This window comes from Enterobacter sp. HK169 (assembly GCF_001719105.1).
In the GTDB taxonomy this organism is placed as follows: domain Bacteria; phylum Pseudomonadota; class Gammaproteobacteria; order Enterobacterales; family Enterobacteriaceae; genus Enterobacter; species Enterobacter asburiae_B.
The window spans coordinates 2,858,813-2,878,136 of the sequence record NZ_CP017087.1 but is presented as its reverse complement, the minus strand read 5'-3'; the positions used below and the strand labels follow the sequence as shown (position 1 = coordinate 2,878,136).

Here is a 19,324-nt window from a genome sequence, read left to right as displayed (position 1 = left end):
CAAAAAGGCGTTATCATGCGCACCATAGTGCAAAAGGGCTGCACCACAATGGATTTGTTGCACCAGTATAGTGCTTCAATGTGAACATTGAGCACCATATTGGTGCAATTTACGTTAAAGTGCCCTTTTACCGCTCCGTGAAAGCGATCACAAAGCATCTCTGCAATACTTGTTTGCGGGGGATGTTTGTGATCCTGTTTTGTAGTGCGATTAATCCGTGTACAATAACGCGCTATTTCTAAATGCCTGAGGCAAAGTTGTGATCGAAAATTTGCGTAACATCGCCATCATCGCGCACGTTGACCATGGTAAAACTACCCTGGTCGACAAGCTGCTGCAGCAATCCGGTACGTTTGATGCGCGTGCCGAAACCCAAGAACGCGTGATGGACTCCAACGATTTGGAGAAAGAGCGTGGGATTACCATCCTCGCGAAAAACACCGCGATTAAATGGAATGACTACCGTATCAACATCGTTGATACCCCAGGGCACGCCGACTTCGGTGGTGAAGTTGAACGTGTAATGTCCATGGTAGACTCCGTTCTGCTGGTCGTTGACGCAATGGATGGCCCAATGCCACAGACGCGCTTCGTGACCAAAAAAGCTTTTGCCCATGGTCTGAAGCCAATCGTTGTTATCAACAAAGTTGACCGCCCTGGCGCGCGTCCTGACTGGGTTGTTGACCAGGTCTTCGACCTGTTCGTTAACCTCGACGCGACCGACGAGCAGCTGGACTTCCCTATCGTTTACGCCTCTGCGCTGAACGGTATCGCAGGTCTGGACCACGAAGACATGGCTGAAGACATGACCCCGCTGTATCAGGCGATTGTTGACCGTGTTCCTGCACCAAACGTCGATCTCGACGGCACCCTGCAGATGCAGATCTCTCAGCTCGACTACAACAACTACGTTGGCGTAATCGGCATTGGTCGTATCAAGCGCGGTAAAGTGAAGCCTAACCAGCAGGTTACTATCATCGATAGCGAAGGCAAAACCCGTAACGGTAAAGTCGGTAAAGTACTGACTCACCTGGGTCTTGAGCGTATCGAGAGTGACGTTGCGGAAGCGGGCGACATCATCGCTATCACCGGTCTGGGTGAACTGAACATCTCCGACACCATCTGCGATCCGCAGAACGTCGAAGCGCTGCCAGCCCTGTCCGTTGATGAACCAACCGTATCCATGTTCTTCAACGTCAACACCTCTCCGTTCTGTGGTAAAGAAGGTAAATTCGTTACCTCTCGTCAGATCCTTGACCGCCTGAACAAAGAGCTGGTGCACAACGTTGCGCTGCGCGTTGAAGAAACCCAGGATGCCGATGCATTCCGCGTTTCTGGTCGTGGTGAGCTGCACCTGTCTGTACTGATCGAAAACATGCGTCGTGAAGGTTTCGAAATGGCGGTTTCCCGTCCGAAAGTAATCTTCCGCGAAATCGACGGCCGTAAACAAGAGCCGTTCGAAAACGTAACGCTGGACGTTGAAGAGCAGCACCAGGGTTCTGTGATGCAGGCTCTGGGTGAGCGTAAAGGCGACCTGAAAAACATGAATCCAGATGGCAAAGGCCGCGTACGTCTCGACTACGTGATCCCAAGCCGTGGTCTGATCGGCTTCCGTTCAGAGTTCATGACCATGACCTCCGGTACCGGTCTGCTGTACTCCACCTTCAGCCACTACGACGACGTGCGTCCAGGCGAAGTGGGCCAGCGTAACAACGGCGTGCTGATCTCCAACGGTCAGGGTAAAGCGGTTGCGTTTGCGCTGTTCGGTCTGCAGGATCGCGGTAAGCTGTTCCTGGGTCACGGTGCTGAAGTTTATGAAGGCCAGATCATCGGTATTCACAGTCGTTCTAACGACCTGACCGTAAACTGCCTGACCGGTAAGAAACTGACCAACATGCGTGCGTCCGGTACTGACGAAGCAACGGTTCTGGTTCCACCGATCAAGATGACTCTGGAGCAGGCTCTGGAATTCATCGATGATGACGAACTGGTAGAAGTGACTCCACAGTCAATTCGTATCCGTAAACGTCACCTGACCGAGAACGATCGTAAACGTGCTATGCGCGGTGCGAAAGAAGAGTAATACGGTCAATCCGTAGGCCGGGTAAGCGTGAACGCCACCCGGCAACTAAAAAGCCGCTGATCTCTCAGCGGCTTTTTTATTATTATTTGAAGCTGTATTTCACCCCCAGCATCCCCTGGGTATCGCTGTAGCCTTTGTCGCCTATCTGCTGAGCCACATTGCCCCAAACGCTAAGCTGAGGTGTAATCTGTCCCTCTACGCCCGTCTTTAACTCGCCGATATTGCGAGCACCGCGCATTTGATTGCTGACGTCATCCATGCGGATGCGCGTGGTCTGGGTATTGTGGATCCAGTTCGCCTCGATAAACGGCTGGAAGGTACGGGATTTACCGTCGTCAATCGCGTTATGTCCGCTGATATAGGCCTTCACGCCGAGACGTGTCATCAGATTCCCCTGAGTCTCGTCTTTCACCCGCGTGCCGTTGCGTTCGCGATGGTCATCAGCCTGCACGTCCATCCAAACGGCCTGCGCTTTCGGCTGGATCCAGTAGCTGTTGCGGCCGCTTTCGCCCATCTTAACGCTATAGCCAGCTTCTACAGAGGCGGTTACGCCGCTGGAGCGATAATTCTCAGTCGCCTGATCCTGCCCCATCACCTTATTGTCGAACCAGTTATACAGCATCCAGCTATCAACGTAGGTTCCACTTTTATCCGCGTCGTTTGCGTACCAGGTACCGTACAAACCGACGCTATAGCCATTCACTTCGCCACGCGAGTGGTATCCGGTTAGACTGGAAGCACTCCGGCTCTGGCTGTTGCCGTAGCCCGCCATCAGGCCAAGGTGCCAGCGATCCAGGCCGTCGGTGCTCCACTGGGCGACATCACCACCCAGCTGCAGCACGTAGCGATTGGCGGTCGTTTTTAACTGGCCGCTGCCGTCTCTGAAACGCGTATGGCCACCGACGTTACGCATCCACAGGCTCGTCACTTTTTGCTCGCCGGTGAGCAGGTCGGTGTACTGCGTTTCACCCAGACGGTCGTGCAGGCGGGTCATAAACAGCGTATTTGCCGCATAGCTGTTCGCCTGATAGCTACCAAATTCAGGGCGATACTGATGCTCGCTTTTCGGTGGTGCAGCAGGGGGGACCGGTTCCTGCGGCGGAATCACCGGGTCGACGGGCGGGTCCACAGGGTCAACAGGTGGGTCTACCGGGTCGACCGGCGGGTCAACGGGCTCAACCAGGCTGGTCAGAAACCAGTTTTTACCTTTTTGCACAACGTTATAGTCATAACCCCCCGCCACGATACGGCTGGCCTTCTCAAACGTCCCGTCAGAGTTGCCGCCAACGCTGACGATTTCTATCCCTTCAATGGTTTGTGCGCCAGTACCGCCAATGTTGTTCACTTCCACCCCGGTATGACCGGAGGTGTTGCCTTCAACGATCAGTTTGTCCGTTTCCGATGTGTCGTCAAACAGCACGGTATTGAAAACCAGCTTGCCGCCGTTGCCGATAAAATCGTCACTGATGGTCAGGGTTTGCCACGCCGCATCCTCAGCATGCTGGAAATTAATCGTACCGCCCGCATTCAGCGTCAGGCTGGTCAGCGTGGAGCTGTCGCGCATATTCCACACGGCATCATTCATCGTAAGCGCGATAGTCCCGGTACCGTTGGCGTTGCTCTCAATGTAAGACGCCCCGTTCCAGAGAGAGTTGTCCTGCATGGTGAGCGCGATCGCGCTGTTTTGCGCTGCGGCAGTGCTGGTGGCCGCGACGCCGCCAGCGGAGAGGATGTCACCGTTGAGGGTGAATTTTCCGCCCGCGGAGGCATCAATCACGCCACCGTTGCTGGCGTTCAGGGCATAGCTACCGCTGTCGCGCTGGCCTGCGGTGGTAATGGTTGCGCCACCCCCGAGCGTTATCACGCCGCGTGACCAGGCATACATTCCGTGCGGCGCTTGCGCGGAGCTGCTGGTTTTCTCGCTGCTGTTGACCGCAATGGTGACGTTATCACCAAGATTCACCGCGCCTGTGTACGCATAGACGCCATGCGCGCTGGCACCGTTGGTGGTGATGGTCGCGCCTTCATCAAGGGTGATGGTTGACGAGCCGGTAGAATACAACCCGGAGGCGCTGGCCGCGTCGGTGGTAATCGTCGCGTTTTTTCCCAGCTCAATTTTGGATGCAGAGCCCGCATACAGGCCGTAGGCCGATGTGCCGTACGTTTCGATGGTGGCCTCACTCCCCAGACGAACATAAGAGCCGCTCTGGTTGGTACGAATCCCCTCTGCGTAGGTACCACGCGTCACAATATGCGCACGATCGCCGACGATAACGTTATTTTTGGCCTTTGAAGCATCATTCAATGCATAGGCGCTAATGCCGCGACCGGTACTGCCGGTGGTTTCGATATAGAGATCGTCACCCACATAAATATTGGCGGAGCCAAGAGAGCCCTGGCTGAAGGAGCTGTACCCGGCATTGATGCCGTCACCGCTTTGGCCATTAACGTAAATGTGGGTGCGGTCTCCGGTAATAATAAACACCGGGTTGTCCGGCGTGTTCATACCATGGGTACGAATGCCGTCGACGTCTTTACCATTATTGGCAGCCACTTTTGACTGGGTGCGAATAGTCAGATCGTCACCAAATATTACCCCCGGGCTGCCGGACGTGGAGTTCTGAATAACGGTGACTGGATGCTCAAAGGCTTCCGCCCCCGGTCCTTCGAGGGTGATCCCATCTCCGTAGATTGGGATATTACCCGGGCTGTACTGGTAGACATAGTTAGGATCGCTGGTATTTTTGCTAAAGTTCGCGTTTGCCGTTGCAGGAATTAGCGCCTGTATTTCTGCAGGCAAATCCGTTACTGCTCCGGAGGCAGGTAAATTAGCAAAATCTATTACCGCTGCATGCGCGGTAAATAGCGATGACGATAACGCCAGTGAAATCGCAACTGCGACAGGTGAGTGTTTCATTAAATATGGCATGACTGCCCCCTTTCTTTCAGGCGTAGAACATCCTCCACGCGATTAATCGTGGGTATGCTAAGAGGTTGAAATTACAAAATAGAAACGAGAATTTTATGAATGCTGGTACCTAACTTCCTCTCAAGTCGTATTTTATGAACATAAATTTTTTTAACATCAATGCTGTCTGTTTTTATAATCTCCTGGAGGCATGCTCCTGATAAAAACCTGTTAAGCAAAGTAAATTCGACAGCATTCAACTTACTTCCACGTCTGCTATTTACCCGTCTTCCGGAGAAAAGGTGGTTGATTTTATCCTGCAATATAACGTCATTATCGTCTGAATAAATAACTCCCTTTATTTCACTGTGGTGAGTGAGTAAGTAATTAGCCAATGCCTCTAGTTTACGGTCCGAGATTATAACGATGTTCATGTTAGTTATCGCCAGGCGTTCAATCCATTGCGGATCGGCCAGTACGCGCAGGTTGTACATCGAAAAGTCTACAAAAATAAACCCTCGTGACAGGTGATTCTTGTTCCTGCGTAATATTTTATTTACAACTGCAATCTGCAGGAAATGATTACCAACCGGCCAAACTGCGAACGAGGCATTACCACAATATTGTGATCGTACTGCGTTATCTGGAAATAACTGACAGGACAATTCACAGCTTATACAGCGGGCAACTGTTTTCGACGATGTTATCATCCAGTCCACTCCTGTCTTTTTTCATTGCCAATATTTCATTGCCGTTCAAATGTGTCAATCTTGAAACATATCCAGTTATCCTGTCTTGTTTATGAAAAAGAGTATCAGGGAAATAAATTCCTGGGCTTATCTATTCAGTCAGTCCGTCGTCATAGCGAAAAAATATCACCTGGCAGAAGTGCTCCAGGAATATTTGTCACTCCTTTAAGATTATTCGGCAAAAAAAATCCAGGAAGGAGGTACACGAAATAGCACTAATAGCTAAAGATTCGTTTCCTCAGTCTGCCGCAACGTCAGTCTTTTCTCTGGTTGCGGCTCAATATAATTATTTGGGCTGGCGAAGTGTAATGAAATCTCATTATGTCGTTTTAGATGAGGTAAACCTAAGAAAAGTGCCTTGTAACTAATTGAAAAATAATATGTTGTTTTTAATCTTAGATGGGGCGGTATCGCGTCCTAATCCATCTGACCTATACTGTTGTTAAATATACGTATATGTTTTTGGTGTATAGAGTTATGTATTGTTATTTCTGAGGAAAGGAAAATTGTATCTCATTAACAAGTTGGTCGAGTATGACCCAGAAAACAAAACCCTGGTAAATCATATTACCGGGCGAACGATACAATTGCAGCTTCCTGCCAATCTCTGTTTTCTTTATCTCATCACCCATCCTGGAAAAATAATTTCGCAAAATAAGTTAATGGTGGTGGGATGGGGGGAGCGCAATGACGTCACAACACCGAATACCTTTTACCAGGCCATTTTGACATTACGCAATGCGCTTGCTGAGGTGGGGTTGCCGCGCGATACGGTAAAAACGATTTCTCGCCGCGGGCTTACGCTTTCCGAAGCCACCCAGGTTGAAGTATTTACCCCAACCGCTGAGCCCGTGATGGTTAATAACGAGGCGGAAATAGCTGATGATACCGCGATGCAGATGCCGGTCTGGTTGATAATAACCACCGCTGTGCTTTTGCTGATCGCGCTTATCAACGGGGGGATATTATATAAGCATTACCAGAACATGCCGTTTAGCCACTACATGCCACTTTCAACGGGCAGTACGAACCACGCCTGCCAGCTTTTTTATGCACCTAATGAACTTGTTCAGGATCATTACTTGCGCCTGTTAAAAAATCATCCCGGTCTGTGCGCCGAAAAAAGATACGTTTTTCTGATCGGCTATAGTAAAACGGAGCGAATCGCGGCGTTTGTCTGTAATAACGATGCGCGACGGGATGCGGCAGCATTATGTACCACGCATTATTTTTGGGCGCATGAGCAATGAAGACATTCCGGAACCGTATTATTTTTCTGGCGGCGTTTCTGGGGGCCGCTATCACCAGCGGCTGGTTAGCGTATTCGCATTTCTCGAGTTCGCCGATACGCTGTACGGGGGATGTGGAATGGACGATTGGTAAAAACCGATTTGTGGGTACGGTCTCCTGGCGGATGCAGCATCGGGAGGGATCCACCGTCATTAACGGTAAATTATTTGGTCAGACGGTTTCTGAAGTTAACCGGACCATCTATTTTCACTACAGCTATCATCAGAACGCGCGCGTATTAAATAACGATCGTATTGTTAAAACCTTCGCCGATAATGCGGGTGAGGCTGATATCAACGCCACGCTGCCGGGTTTTTATCGCACGCCGGGAAGAGAGCTGAGCCTGATGATCGATGAGTATCGCGGGGCCTGGATTTTTGCCGCGTCAAACGTCCCTTCACTTTACTGTCGTAAAAGCGCGCCGTAGAAATCGATCCCACACCTTAGACAGCACGCATAGTCAAATCTCTTTATTCCCGCTACAGTTATCTCTCCACGGCGAGCAGGAGATAAACATGCTTTATATCTTTGATTTAGGAAACGTAATCGTCGATATCGATTTTAATCGCGTGCTGGGTGCATGGAGCGACTTTAGCCGCGTTCCGCTGGCGACACTGAAGCAGAATTTCGCGATGGGCGAGACCTTCCATCAGCATGAACGCGGCGAGATCGACGATGAAGAATTCGCTGAACGTTTCTGTCAGGAGATGGATCTACCGTTGAGCTACGAGCAGTTTTCACACGGCTGGCAGGCAGTATTTGTCGCCATCCGGCCTGAAGCGATCGACATCATGCACAAGCTCCGCAAGCAGGGCCATCGGGTCGTTGTGCTGTCAAATACCAACCGTCTGCACACCACGTTCTGGCCTGAGGAATACCCTGAAGTTAAGGCGGCGGCCGACAAGATTTATCTTTCGCAAGAGATGGGGATGCGTAAACCTGAAGCGCGAATTTATCAGGCTGTTCTCCAGTCGGAAGGATTCACCGCGGCCGATGCGGTCTTTTTTGACGACAACGCCGATAATATAGAGGGAGCTAACCAGTTGGGTATAACGTCAATTCTGGTGACCGGAAAAGAGACGATACCAAACTACTTTGCGAAGCAGCTATGCTAAAAACCGTTCATCAAAAAGCCACGCATCATACTCGCCCCCTGAGGGCCTGGCTGAAACTGCTCTGGCACCGTATTGACGAGGACAACATGACCACGCTGGCGGGTAACCTCGCCTACGTGTCGTTGCTTTCATTAGTGCCGCTGGTGGCGGTCATCTTTGCCCTTTTTTCCGCCTTTCCGATGTTTGCGGACGTCAGCCTGCAGCTTCGTCATTTTGTCTTCGCGAATTTCATTCCTGCAACCGGGGATGTCATCCAGAACTACATTGAGCAGTTTGTTGCCAATTCCAGCAAGATGACGGCAGTGGGGGCGTGCGGTCTTATCGTTACCGCGCTGCTGTTGATGTACGCCATTGATAATGCGCTGAATACAATCTGGCGAAGTAAAAAAGCGCGGCCAAAGGTCTATTCCTTTGCCGTGTACTGGATGATTCTCACGCTGGGGCCGCTGCTGGCCGGGGCGAGCCTGGCGATCAGTTCGTATCTTCTCTCCTTGCGCTGGGCGAGTGATTTAAACGGCGTAATTGATAATGCGCTTCGCATCTTCCCGCTGATCCTGTCGTGGCTCTCGTTCTGGCTGCTCTACAGCGTCGTGCCGACCACGCGCGTGCCTAACCGTGATGCGGTTGTGGGCGCGCTGGTGGCGGCGTTGCTTTTTGAGCTCGGTAAAAAAGGATTTGCCCTCTACATCACCATGTTTCCGTCCTATCAGCTGATTTACGGCGTGCTGGCGGTGATCCCCATTTTGTTTGTCTGGGTCTACTGGACCTGGTGTATCGTCTTGCTTGGTGCCGAAATAACTGTCACTCTCGGTGTGTACCGCGAACTTAAAAAAGCAGCAGAAGCTGAAAAACAATTAGAAGCAGACCAACCATGATTGCATTGATACAGCGCGTAACCCGTGCCAGCGTCACCGTGGAGGGAGAGGTGACGGGTGAAATTGGCCCAGGACTTTTGGTGTTGTTAGGTGTCGAAAAGGATGACGACGAACAAAAAGCCAACCGCTTGTGTGAGCGCGTGCTGGGCTACCGTATTTTCAGCGATGCGGAAGGCAAGATGAACCTGAACGTCCAGCAGGCGGGCGGCAGCGTGCTGGTGGTTTCCCAGTTTACGCTGGCTGCGGATACCGAGCGCGGCATGCGTCCGAGCTTCTCCAAAGGCGCCGCGCCGGATCGTGCAGAAGCACTTTACGAGTACTTTGTTGAGCGTTGTCGCCAGCAGGAAATGAATACGCAAACCGGACGATTCGCTGCAGATATGCAGGTTTCGCTGGTGAACGATGGCCCCGTCACATTCTGGCTCCAGGTATGAGCCAACTGGCGGCGTGGCCGCGGGTAACAAGAGAGAGTACAGCTATGTATCACCTTCGAGTACCGCAAACGGAAGAAGAGTTAGACGCTTATTACCAGTTCCGCTGGGAAATGCTGCGCAAGCCACTGCATCAGCCAAAAGGATCGGAACGCGACGCCTGGGATGCGATGGCCCACCATCAGATGGTGATGGACGAAGAGGGTAACCTCGTCGCCGTCGGGCGCTTGTATATCAACGCCGATAACGAAGCGTCGATTCGCTTTATGGCAGTTCATCCCTCCGTTCAGGACAAAGGTCTGGGAACGCTAATGGCGATGACCCTTGAGTCCGTCGCCCGTCAGGAAGGCGTTAAGCGCGTTACCTGTAGCGCCCGAGAAGATGCCGTAGAATTTTTCGCCAAGCTCGGCTTTGTGAATCAGGGGGAAATCACGACCCCACAAACCACGCCGATTCGTCATTTTTTGATGATCAAACCCATCGCCACGCTGGATGATATTCTTCATCGCGCCGACTGGTGTGGACAGCTGCAGCAGGCCTGGTATCAGCACATTCCGCTCAGCGAAAAAATGGGTGTGCGCATTCAGCAGTACACCGGACAAAAATTTATTACCACCATGCCGGAAACCGGCAATCAAAACCCGCACCACACTCTGTTTGCCGGAAGTCTGTTTTCCCTCGCGACGCTCACCGGCTGGGGGCTCATCTGGCTGATGCTTCGCGAGCGCCATCTGGGCGGCACCATTATTCTTGCTGATGCTCACATCCGCTATAGCGCACCGATAAGCGGCAAGCCGAGCGCCGTGGCCGATCTGGGGTCACTGGGTGGCGATCTGGACCGTCTGGCGCGCGGCCGCAAAGCCCGCGTACAAATGCAGGTTGAACTGTTTGGCGATAAAACACCGGGTGCTGTGTTTGAAGGCACCTACATTGTTCTTCCGGCGAAGCCCTTCGGCGCGTATGAAGAGGGTGGGAACGAGGAGGAGTAATCTTCTGTTCACTCTCCTCGGGCGTGGTTAATCCGCCCGGCGATATCCCGCATAACGTCTCGCGCTGACTGGCTGACGCCGCCAAGCTGAAAGAAGCCATGGATGACGCCCAGCCAGCGCTGAGCGGTACACTTCACACCCTGCTCAGTGAGATGCTGATACAACATTTCTCCCTCATCGCACAGCGGATCGTACTCTGCTGTAATGATATGCACTGGCGGAAGCCCGTAAAAATCATCGCGCCACAGCGGGCTGGCTTCCGGATGCTGGCGGTCAGTCTCTGCGAGATACATTTCATACCCGCTGAGCAGGGTATCGCGGGTGATAATATAATCCGTGCCATTGAGGGCATAGCTTTCAAAACTGGCGGTGGCGTCGAGCATGGGATAGATAAGAATAAGCTGCACAGGTTGCCACAGCTTTTTAACCTTAAGCCTCAGCGCCGTCACCAGCGCCAGATGCCCTCCTGCGCTGTCTCCACAGAGGGTGAGCCTGTTCTTATCCACGCCTAATTTGTCCGCATACTTCCAGACCAGATCTGCACCTCTTTCAGCATCGTCATGTGCGGTAGGGAAGGTATGCTCCGGCGCCAACCTGTACTGAACCGCGATCACCCGGCAATTGCCGTAGCAGGCTAACTGACGGAGTTGGTTGTCATGGGTATCAAAGCCGCCGCTGATAAAGCATCCGCCGTGATAGTAGATGGCAGCAGGCAATATTTCAGGGGCATTAAGAGGTGAAAATACCCGAATGGTAAGGCCCTCAAGCACTAGCGCTTCTACCTGAACGCGCGTTTCTGTCTTCCCGGCAAGCCCCGTGCTGGCAATGTACCCTGCTCGTCGTACCTCAATGGTCTGTCGACGTGACGAAGGCCGGCCTGCAGCGATAAATCCCTGAACCAGCTGCGCAATACCCTGTTCCAGTGCCATGAAAACTCCCTTTAACTGTATGGATATACAGTTTTATAACCTGGTTTGATTCAAAAGAAAATAAGAAAATTGTCGAGGACTAAAAATCTGGAAAGCGCTTCGCAAATAGCAGGAAAACTATAGCTACGGGCTTTAACCCTTCTGAATGAAAGCGTATGTTGCCTTGAAAATAGACAATAGTGATATACTAAGGTGATATATGAGTCTTTCCGCGGATCTTGATATGGGCAGAATTCTGATCGATTTGTCTGATGACGTAATTCAACGACTGGATAATCTGAAGCAGCTGCGTAACCGGCCTCGTGCCGAATTGCTTCGGGAAGCCATTGAGCAATATCTTGACCAGCAAAGTTCATCGGTTATCCGCGATGCGCTTGGTTTGTGGGGAAATCAGCAGGAAGATGGGCTTGAGTATGAACGCAAGCTGCGTGAGGAGTGGTAATCATGGAGCACATGGCGGTGTTCGATACCAATATACTCATCGATCTTTTTAATAATCGCGTTGAGGCTGCGGATGCAATTGATCGCACAGCTTCGCATCGAGCCATTAGTCTGATCACATGGATGGAAGTCATGGTGGGGGCCCGCAAACATGGTCACGAAGCGAAAACTGCGACAGTGATGGGCGTATTTGAGATTATTGATATCACCCGAGATATCGCTGAAAGAAGTGTAATTCTGCGCGAGAAGCATGGAATGAGACTGCCTGATGCTATCATTCTGGCCACAGCTCAGAGCAGAAATTGTCCGTTGATTTCTCGAAACACGAAAGACTTTTCGGGCATTACTGGAGTCGTTTCACCTTACCAACTGTAGGCCGGGCAAGCTTACGCCGCCCGGCACTGTCAGAGGGAATTACTCCCCTTCGCCCGGGAACAGGAACGGGTTGATCGAGCTGCGGGCAAAGCCCTCCTGCTCCATCTTCGCATCCAGAATCAGCGAGGCGAGATCGTCGGCCACGGCTTCGACTTTCGGGTCTTTTTCCTGATAAAGAATCTTCAGGTAAGTGCCGCAGTCGCCGCAGCTTTCGGCTTTCACCGCCGCTTCTTCATTTTCCAGCGACCAGTAGTTCAGATCGCGGGTCTGCTCGCAATTGCTGCACTTGATGCGCACCACGTGCCACTCGGTTTCGCACAGGTTGCAGTGCAGGTAGCGCAGCCCCTGAGTGGTGCCGATTTGCACCATGCTCGATACCGGCATGGAGCCGCAGACTGGGCAGAACTGGCGCGCCTCGCCGTATTCGGCGCGGGCTTTACCGGGGATCAGGCTTGCCATTTGCGCCCAGTAGAGCGACAGCGCAGCCCAGATAAACGGCGCTTTATCGCTGCTCACCAGAGCGAAGTCGGAGGCAAACAGCGCGCTCGCCATCTCTTCCAGCTCCAGGTCAGAGGCTTTTTCCAGATTCTCAATGACCGCCAGCGCGGTGCCGCTCATCTCCGGCTTCAGCTCGGCAATCAGAGAATGCAGCAGCTTTTGCCAGTGCTTGTCGCGCGGCAGGACGTGAATGTCCAGCGGCGGCTTGCCCTGCGCGTTGGCTTCTTTGATGCGCGCAGTCAGATCCATTTGCAGCGGGTGGTCGTACAGCACCACTTCCTGCGCGTGGGCAACCAGCGCGGCAAAGCGCAGAAAATCACCCAGCGGGTTGTTCTCTGCCAGCTCGCGCAGACGCTCTGCGCGGCGGTTGTAGAGGTTCTTGAGTCTGGGGAATAACAACGGCGGAATATAATCCGCCGTGCGTTTCTCGCTCGACCCCAGCTCATCTTGCGGGATTATGCGAATACTCATTCAGATGACTTTTCCTGTTTCTGGCGGACTTCACGGTACCAGCGCGGGTGATGTTTCTTCGCCCACGTACTGGTTACCCATCCTTCCACCATCGCGGTAATGGTGCCTTTCACCCAGAGGGCGGCGTAGATATGCACCATGATAACCACAATTAACGCCACTGCGGCAAATGAATGCAGCATCAGCGCGAATCGGATCACCGGGATTGAGAAAGCAGGCGCAAAGTACGGACGCCAGATGATCACGCCGCTCACCAGCAACAGGACCAGGAAGATAATCGCCGCCCAGAATACGCATTTCTGGCCGAAGTTATAACGCCCGGTATCACCCACTTCCTCGTTGACGACGATCTTACGAATATTCTTCGCCCAAAAGATATCATCCCGATTGATTAGGTTATGATGCCAGTAGCGGAAAAACATGATGATAAACGAGGCAAACATCACCACACCCACGAACGGGTGAAGGATGCGCGCCAGCTGTGGCGTACCCAGTACCTGCATCAGCCAGTTGAAGGACGGGAAGAAGAACCCCAGCCCGCTTATCGCCGCCAGCATGAAGCAGAAGGCGGTGACCCAGTGGTTGATGCGTTCCGGCGCGGTGTAGCGCACGATGGTGTCACGTTTTCTCATTTGCGCACCTCGTCTTTCTCTTCATGCAGGTTGTCGTCTTCCTCTTCCGCGCGGTTCGGACCAACGCCGACGTAGTGGAAGATGCTCGCTGCGAAGGTGGCAGCAAAACCGACCGCTGCCAGCGGTTTCCAGATGCCTTTCCAGAACTTCACGGTGGCGCTGATTTCCGGGTTCTCCGGCAGGCCGTGATACAGGTTCGGCTTGTCGGCGTGGTGCAACACGTACATCACGTGCGTACCGCCAACTCCGGCCGGATCGTACAGGCCCGCGTTGTCGTAACCGCGGGTTTTCAGCTCGCCCACGCGCTCTGCCGCCAGCGTTTTCATATCCTCTTTGGAGCCAAAGTGGATTGCGCCGGTTGGGCAGGTCTTCACGCACGCTGGCTCCTGGCCGACGGTGACGCGGTCAACGCACAGCGTGCATTTGTAGACGCGGTTGTCTTCCGGGTTCAGGCGCGGTACGTCGAACGGGCAGCCCGCGATGCAGTAGCCGCAGCCGATGCACTGTTCGGACTGGAAGTCGACGATACCGTTGGCATACTGAATGATAGCCCCTTCTGACGGACATGCCTTCAGGCAGCCCGGATCCGCACAGTGCATACAGCCGTCTTTGCGGATAAGCCATTCCAGTTTGTCGTTCTGCTCAACTTCCGAGAAACGCATCACCGTCCAGGACTTGGCGGTCAGGTCCGCCGGGTTGTCGTACACCCCGACGTTGTGACCCACTTCGTCACGCAGGTCGTTCCACTCCGAGCACGCCACCTGACAGGCTTTACAGCCGATACAGGTGGTCACGTCGATAAGCTTCGCCACTTCCTGCTGGTGGTCCCGCGCCTGAGGCGCGGGCGTGAAACTGTTTGTCGCGGAACGACGGATAATGTCTTGAGATTGATAAGCCATAAGTCGTCTCCGTTACACCTTTTCCACGTTCACGAGGAAGGCCTTAAACTCCGGCGTCTGCGTGTTCGCATCGCCGACGAACGGCGTCAGGGTATTCGCAATGAACCCTTTCTTCGCCACGCCCTCATAGCCCCAGTGGATCGGAATACCGATGGTATCCACCTGCTGACCGTGAACGTTCAGCGTGCGAATACGCTTGGTCACCACCGCCTTGGCCTTGATATAGCCGCGATTAGAGGAGACCTTCACGGTATCGCCATGGGCAATGCCGAGCTTGCCCGCCAGCTTCTCGCCGATCTCCACAAACTGTTCCGGCTGCGCGATGGCGTTAAGCAGCGCGTGCTTGGTCCAGTAGTGGAAGTGCTCGGTCAGACGGTAGGTGGTACCCACGTACGGGAACTTGTCCTTTTTACCCAGCGCTTCGAAATCGCCCTTGAAGATACGGGCTGCCGGGTTAGAGACCACGTTCGGGTGCAGCGGGTTGGTACCCAGCGGCGTCTCAAACGGTTCGTAGTGTTCCGGGAACGGACCTTCCGCCATCTTATCGATAGCAAACAGACGTCCCATCCCTTCAGGCTGCATGATAAACGGCCCAACGTCGCTGCCCGGTGCGGCAGTGCTGTAGTCCGGAATATCCACGCCGCCCCATTTCGCGCCGTCCCACTTCAGAAGCTGACGCTTCGGATCCCACGGGTTGCCCTGCGGGTCAGCGGATGCGCGGTTATAGAGGATACGGCGGTTGAGCGGCCATGCCCATGCCCAGCCCAGCGTATTGCCCAGGCCTGACGGGTCGGCGTTATCGCGGTTGGCCATCTGGTTGCCCTTCGGCGTCCAGCTACCGGCGAAGATCCAGCAGCCGCTTGACGTGGTACCGTCATCGCGCAGGTGCGCGAAGGTGCTGAGCTGATCGCCTTTCTTCGCCAGCACGGTACCGGTGGCCGGGTCGATAACGTCCGCCAGCGCCTTACCGTTGCTCTCCATCGCCACTTCTTCCGGCGCAGGGTTTTCCGGCGTCGAGTAGTTCCAGCTCATATTAAGCACCGGTTCCGGGTTCGCGCCGCCTTCTTCCGCATACATCTTACGCAGGCGTAAGAAGATACCGGCCAGGATCTCGCCGTCGTTCATGGCGATGCCCGGGGCGTCCGCACCTTTCCAGTGCCACTGCAGCCAGCGTCCGGAGTTGACGATAGAACCGTTCTCTTCCGCGAAGCAGGTCGACGGCAGACGGAACACTTCGGTCTGAATCTTCGACGGATCGACGTCGTTCGATTCACCGTGGTTCTGCCAGAAGGTTGAGGTCTCGGTATTGAGCGGGTCAATCGTCACCAGGAACTTCAGCTTCGACAGAGACTCAACAACCTTGTTCTTGTTCGGGAACGAGGCAACCGGGTTAAAGCCCTGGCACAGATAGCCGTTCACTTTGCCCTGGTGCATCATCTCGAAATACTGCAGAACGTCGTAACCCTTGTCCCACTTCGGCAGCCAGTCAAAGCCCCAGCTGTTTTCAGCCGTCGCTTTGTCGCCGAAGAAGGCTTTCATCATTGAGACGAAGAACTTCGGATAGTTGCCCCAGTAGTTTACCTGGCCTTCGAGCAGCGGTTTAGGCGTGCTGGCCGTCAGGTAGGTTTGCAGGTCGGTCTGTTTCTCGCTTGGCAGGTTCATGTAACCCGGCAGGCTTTGAGACAGCAGGCCGAGGTCGGTCAGACCCTGAATATTGGAGTGACCGCGCAGGGCGTTCACGCCGCCGCCTGCCATCCCCATGTTGCCGAGCAGGAGCTGAACCATCGCCATGGTACGGATGTTCTGCGCGCCGATGGAGTGCTGCGTCCAGCCGAGGGCGTACAGGAACGACGCGGTTTTATCTTTCGCGCTGGTCTCGGCGATCAGCTCGCACACCTTAAGGAAGTCTGCCTTCGGCGTACCGCAGATATTCTCAACCACCTCCGGCGTGTAGCGGGAAACGTGCTCTTTCAGCAGGTTCCACACGCAGCGCGGATGTTGCAGGGTGGTGTCGCGCTTCGCAAAGCCTTTTTCATCCAGCTCGTAGTTCCAGCTGGTTTTGTCGTATTTGCGTTTTTCGGCGTCGTAACCGCTGAACAGGCCATCTTCGAAGTGGTAATCCTCACGCACGATCAGGCTGGCGTTGGTATAAGCTTCGGTGTATTCGCGGTTATATTTTTCGTTGGTCATCAGGTACAGCAATACGCCTGACAGGAAAGTGATGTCAGTACCTGAACGAATTGGGGTGTAGAAATCCGCCACTGACGCAGTACGCGTAAAGCGGGGATCGATCACAATCAGTTTCGCACCGTTGTGGATTTTGGCTTCCATCGCCCAGCGGAACCCGACAGGGTGCGCTTCAGCGGCGTTACCGCCCATCACCACGATGAGGTTGGCGTTCTTGATGTCGACCCAGTGGTTGGTCATCGCACCGCGACCAAATGTTGGAGCAAGACTTGCTACCGTTGGTCCGTGTCAGACACGCGCCTGGTTGTCGACCGCGAGCATACCGAGTGCGCGCGTAAATTTCTGGGTTAAATAACCGGTTTCGTTGCTGGAAGCAGAGGCACACAGCATCCCGGTGGAGAGCCAGCGGTTGACCGTGACGCCGTCGGCGTTCTTCTCAACAAAGTTGGCATCGCGGTCTTCTTTAATGTGTTTTGCGATGCGGTCAAACGCCTCTTCCCAGCTGATTTGCTGCCATTTATCGGAGCCAGGCGCGCGATATTCAGGGAACTTGAGGCGGCTTTCGGAGTGGATAAAGTCCACCAGACCGGCCCCTTTCGGGCACAATGCGCCGCGGTTGACCGGATGATCCGGGTCGCCTTCGATATGGAAAATAGACGCTTTGGCGTTTTTAGCACCGTCGCCGAGGCTATACATCAACAGCCCGCAACCGACAGAGCAGTACGTACAGGTATTACGGGTTTCACGGGTGCGCAGCAGTTTATACTGCCGCGTTTCCGCCAGCGCTACGCCGGGCGCAAAGCCCAGTGCCGCTGCCGTGGTGCCTGCCATACCGCCAGCGCAGATCTTAAAGAACTGCCTTCTGCTGACCTGCATGGGTCACTCCTTGTTTCGACATTGCTTACATATGTAGTTTTAACTTCGCGGTTGAGAATTGACCGCAAAGGAGAAAAATTTGCGTTAATCCCTCAATTCCACGAGGGATATCATCAGAATACCACAATGTCGGTACAGCTGTTCTAATGGCGTTAATACAAAGTGAACGTATTATCACCCTGTTGACTATAAAGTGTGATATTAATCACATTATTAACCCCGCATGTTAAAGGGGTGTAGCATGCGTTTTGTTGTACCTCTCACAAGTGAGTAGGTAAACTTGATGCTGAAAAGTTGATCCATACTATGCGTAAGCCCTGTTGTTTGTGATGCAATAGCAGGCTCACCTCCGTGGTTGTTCAGGAATACCGCTGTGTCTAAACAAAACCGTGCTCCCCACTCGTCCCCCCTGCCTGCGGGCATTGTGGAACTGTCGGTACACAGACCGCCCCACATTACCCATGCCACGCCGGATTTTCTGGCGGAAGAGGTGCCCGTTGCGCTCGTTTACAACGGTATCTCCCATGTGGTGATGATGGCTTCGCCGAAAGATCTCGAGCTGTTCGCCATCGGTTTTTCCCTCTCGGAAGGCATCATTGACCATCCGCAGGAGATCTACGGCATGGACGTGGTGCAGGCTTGCAACGGCCTTGAAGTGCAAATCGAACTCTCCAGCCGCCGCTTTATGGGGCTGAAAGAGCGCCGCCGCGCGCTGGCCGGACGTACCGGCTGCGGCGTGTGTGGCGTTGAGCAGCTCAATGATATTGGCAAACCCGTTGCGCCACTGCCGTTTACTCAGACCTTTAATCTGGCTCACCTCGACCATGCGCTCGAGCACCTGAACGATGTACAGCCCATCGGCCAGCTGAGCGGCTGCACGCATGCGGCGGCATGGGTGTTGCCGTCGGGCGATATTGCCGGGGGCCATGAGGACGTGGGCCGCCACGTGGCGCTGGACAAGCTGCTCGGTCGCCGTGCGCGTGAAAGTGATGTCTGGATGCAGGGGGCGGCACTCGTTTCCAGCCGCGCCAGCTATGAGATGGTGCAAAAATCGGCGATGTGCGGTGTGGAAATTCTCTTCGCGGTGTCGGCGGCGACCACGCTGGCGGTGGAGGTGGCGGAGCGCTGCAACCTGACGCTGGTGGGCTTCTGCAAGCCGGGAAGGGCGACGATTTATACCCATCCGCAGCGATTAATTGTTAATCAATAATTTTGAATGATAATAGCAAATCCTTCCGCTTTTAGTTGTTCGTGATGAGGTCTAGTATTTATCTCATCAAGGCACGGTGCCTTACCTAAACAACTTAATGAAAGGGTTTATATCATGAAAAGCATCAAAACTTTTGTCGCTGTAATCGCTCTGGCTACTTCTTTCGGTTCTTTCGCTGCACAGACCGTGACCGCAACCGCCTCTACCATTGATGGCGCGGAAGCTAAAATCGCGGCTCAGGCTCAGGATGCTGGCGCATCATCTTACAAAATTACCCAGGCGTTCTCAGGTAACCGCGTACACATGACTGCTGAACTGACTAAATAAGCTGTCACACCGTCGAAAGAGCGCCCCCGGGGCGCTTTT

Annotated in this window: 18 protein-coding genes; 11 read left to right on the top strand and 7 right to left on the bottom strand. The window is 53.6% G+C overall.

Going from position 1 to position 19,324, the window contains the following annotated elements; translation table 11 throughout:
- Nucleotides 1-259: 259 nt before the first annotated feature.
- Nucleotides 260-2,083 carry a ribosome-dependent GTPase TypA gene (gene typA / locus EnteroDNA1_RS13700; RefSeq protein ID WP_023333895.1) on the top strand — a complete coding sequence of 608 codons (1,824 nt, stop codon included), beginning with the start codon at nt 260-262 and terminating at the stop codon, nt 2,081-2,083.
- A gap of 82 nt (nt 2,084-2,165) precedes the next feature.
- Here the strand turns inward: typA and EnteroDNA1_RS13695 are convergent, their stop codons facing one another.
- Complete coding sequence (locus EnteroDNA1_RS13695) at nt 2,166-5,012, bottom strand: autotransporter outer membrane beta-barrel domain-containing protein (RefSeq protein ID WP_069303439.1); 2,847 nt, start codon at nt 5,010-5,012, stop codon at nt 2,166-2,168.
- A 71-nt stretch (nt 5,013-5,083) separates the two neighbouring features.
- Complete coding sequence (locus EnteroDNA1_RS13690; protein ID WP_033146969.1) at nt 5,084-5,701, bottom strand: transcriptional regulator; 618 nt, start codon at nt 5,699-5,701, stop codon at nt 5,084-5,086.
- 545 nt (nt 5,702-6,246) lie between these two features.
- Here EnteroDNA1_RS13690 and EnteroDNA1_RS13685 point away from each other — a divergent pair.
- The 6 genes from EnteroDNA1_RS13685 to fabY all read left to right on the top strand — a co-directional run bounded on the left by EnteroDNA1_RS13685 (nt 6,247) and on the right by fabY (nt 10,440).
- Nucleotides 6,247-6,990, top strand: coding sequence for a winged helix-turn-helix domain-containing protein (locus tag EnteroDNA1_RS13685; protein WP_069303438.1), 744 nt, complete (start codon nt 6,247-6,249; stop codon nt 6,988-6,990).
- A complete protein-coding gene (locus tag EnteroDNA1_RS13680) occupies nt 6,987-7,457 on the top strand; it encodes a hypothetical protein (RefSeq protein ID WP_069303437.1) in 471 nt (156 codons plus the stop codon). The genes EnteroDNA1_RS13685 and EnteroDNA1_RS13680 overlap by 4 nt, the downstream gene beginning before the upstream one ends.
- A gap of 88 nt (nt 7,458-7,545) precedes the next feature.
- Nucleotides 7,546-8,145, top strand: a complete 600-nt coding sequence (gene yihX / locus EnteroDNA1_RS13675; RefSeq protein WP_047059148.1) for a glucose-1-phosphatase — start codon at nt 7,546-7,548, stop codon at nt 8,143-8,145.
- On the top strand, nt 8,139-9,020 hold the full coding sequence (locus tag EnteroDNA1_RS13670; protein WP_033146965.1) for a virulence factor BrkB family protein: 882 nt from the start codon (nt 8,139-8,141) through the stop codon (nt 9,018-9,020). Before yihX ends, EnteroDNA1_RS13670 begins: the two co-directional genes overlap by 7 nt.
- Complete coding sequence (gene dtd, locus EnteroDNA1_RS13665; protein ID WP_008501836.1) at nt 9,017-9,454, top strand: D-aminoacyl-tRNA deacylase; 438 nt, start codon at nt 9,017-9,019, stop codon at nt 9,452-9,454. The genes EnteroDNA1_RS13670 and dtd overlap by 4 nt, the downstream gene beginning before the upstream one ends.
- Before the next feature lie 44 nt (nt 9,455-9,498).
- Nucleotides 9,499-10,440 carry a fatty acid biosynthesis protein FabY gene (gene fabY / locus EnteroDNA1_RS13660; RefSeq protein ID WP_023309755.1) on the top strand — a complete coding sequence of 314 codons (942 nt, stop codon included), beginning with the start codon at nt 9,499-9,501 and terminating at the stop codon, nt 10,438-10,440.
- An 8-nt stretch (nt 10,441-10,448) separates the two neighbouring features.
- Here fabY and EnteroDNA1_RS13655 read toward each other — a convergent pair whose 3' ends face one another.
- The gene (locus EnteroDNA1_RS13655) at nt 10,449-11,369 is read right to left on the bottom strand and encodes an alpha/beta hydrolase (RefSeq protein ID WP_069303436.1); all 921 of its coding nucleotides are present in this window, start codon (nt 11,367-11,369) and stop codon (nt 10,449-10,451) included.
- Between the two features lie 199 nt (nt 11,370-11,568).
- On the opposite strand from EnteroDNA1_RS13655, the gene EnteroDNA1_RS13650 reads away from it, so the two are divergent.
- Together EnteroDNA1_RS13650 and EnteroDNA1_RS13645 are read left to right on the top strand one after the other, a co-directional pair.
- The gene (locus EnteroDNA1_RS13650) at nt 11,569-11,811 is read left to right on the top strand and encodes a ribbon-helix-helix protein, CopG family (protein ID WP_023309753.1); all 243 of its coding nucleotides are present in this window, start codon (nt 11,569-11,571) and stop codon (nt 11,809-11,811) included.
- A 2-nt stretch (nt 11,812-11,813) separates the two neighbouring features.
- The gene (locus EnteroDNA1_RS13645) at nt 11,814-12,185 is read left to right on the top strand and encodes a type II toxin-antitoxin system VapC family toxin (RefSeq protein WP_083239553.1); all 372 of its coding nucleotides are present in this window, start codon (nt 11,814-11,816) and stop codon (nt 12,183-12,185) included.
- A 39-nt stretch (nt 12,186-12,224) separates the two neighbouring features.
- Here EnteroDNA1_RS13645 and fdhE read toward each other — a convergent pair whose 3' ends face one another.
- From fdhE to fdnG, 4 genes are read right to left on the bottom strand one after another with little or no spacing between them, the layout of a single operon-like run.
- The gene (fdhE, locus tag EnteroDNA1_RS13640) at nt 12,225-13,154 is read right to left on the bottom strand and encodes a formate dehydrogenase accessory protein FdhE (RefSeq protein ID WP_023309751.1); all 930 of its coding nucleotides are present in this window, start codon (nt 13,152-13,154) and stop codon (nt 12,225-12,227) included.
- A complete protein-coding gene (gene fdoI / locus EnteroDNA1_RS13635; protein WP_010436852.1) occupies nt 13,151-13,786 on the bottom strand; it encodes a formate dehydrogenase cytochrome b556 subunit in 636 nt (211 codons plus the stop codon). Before fdoI ends, fdhE begins: the two co-directional genes overlap by 4 nt.
- Nucleotides 13,783-14,685 carry a formate dehydrogenase subunit beta gene (fdxH, locus tag EnteroDNA1_RS13630; protein ID WP_010436855.1) on the bottom strand — a complete coding sequence of 301 codons (903 nt, stop codon included), beginning with the start codon at nt 14,683-14,685 and terminating at the stop codon, nt 13,783-13,785. Before fdxH ends, fdoI begins: the two co-directional genes overlap by 4 nt.
- A 12-nt stretch (nt 14,686-14,697) precedes the next feature.
- On the bottom strand, nt 14,698-17,748 hold the full coding sequence (gene fdnG, locus EnteroDNA1_RS13625; RefSeq protein ID WP_087822910.1) for a formate dehydrogenase-N subunit alpha: 3,051 nt from the start codon (nt 17,746-17,748) through the stop codon (nt 14,698-14,700).
- 373 nt (nt 17,749-18,121) lie between these two features.
- On the opposite strand from fdnG, the gene fdhD reads away from it, so the two are divergent.
- Both fdhD and EnteroDNA1_RS13610 read left to right on the top strand, forming a co-directional pair.
- Nucleotides 18,122-18,958, top strand: coding sequence for a formate dehydrogenase accessory sulfurtransferase FdhD (gene fdhD / locus EnteroDNA1_RS13615; RefSeq protein ID WP_039264196.1), 837 nt, complete (start codon nt 18,122-18,124; stop codon nt 18,956-18,958).
- A gap of 114 nt (nt 18,959-19,072) precedes the next feature.
- The gene (locus EnteroDNA1_RS13610; RefSeq protein WP_033146958.1) at nt 19,073-19,285 is read left to right on the top strand and encodes a DUF1471 domain-containing protein; all 213 of its coding nucleotides are present in this window, start codon (nt 19,073-19,075) and stop codon (nt 19,283-19,285) included.
- Nucleotides 19,286-19,324: the final 39 nt, after the last annotated feature.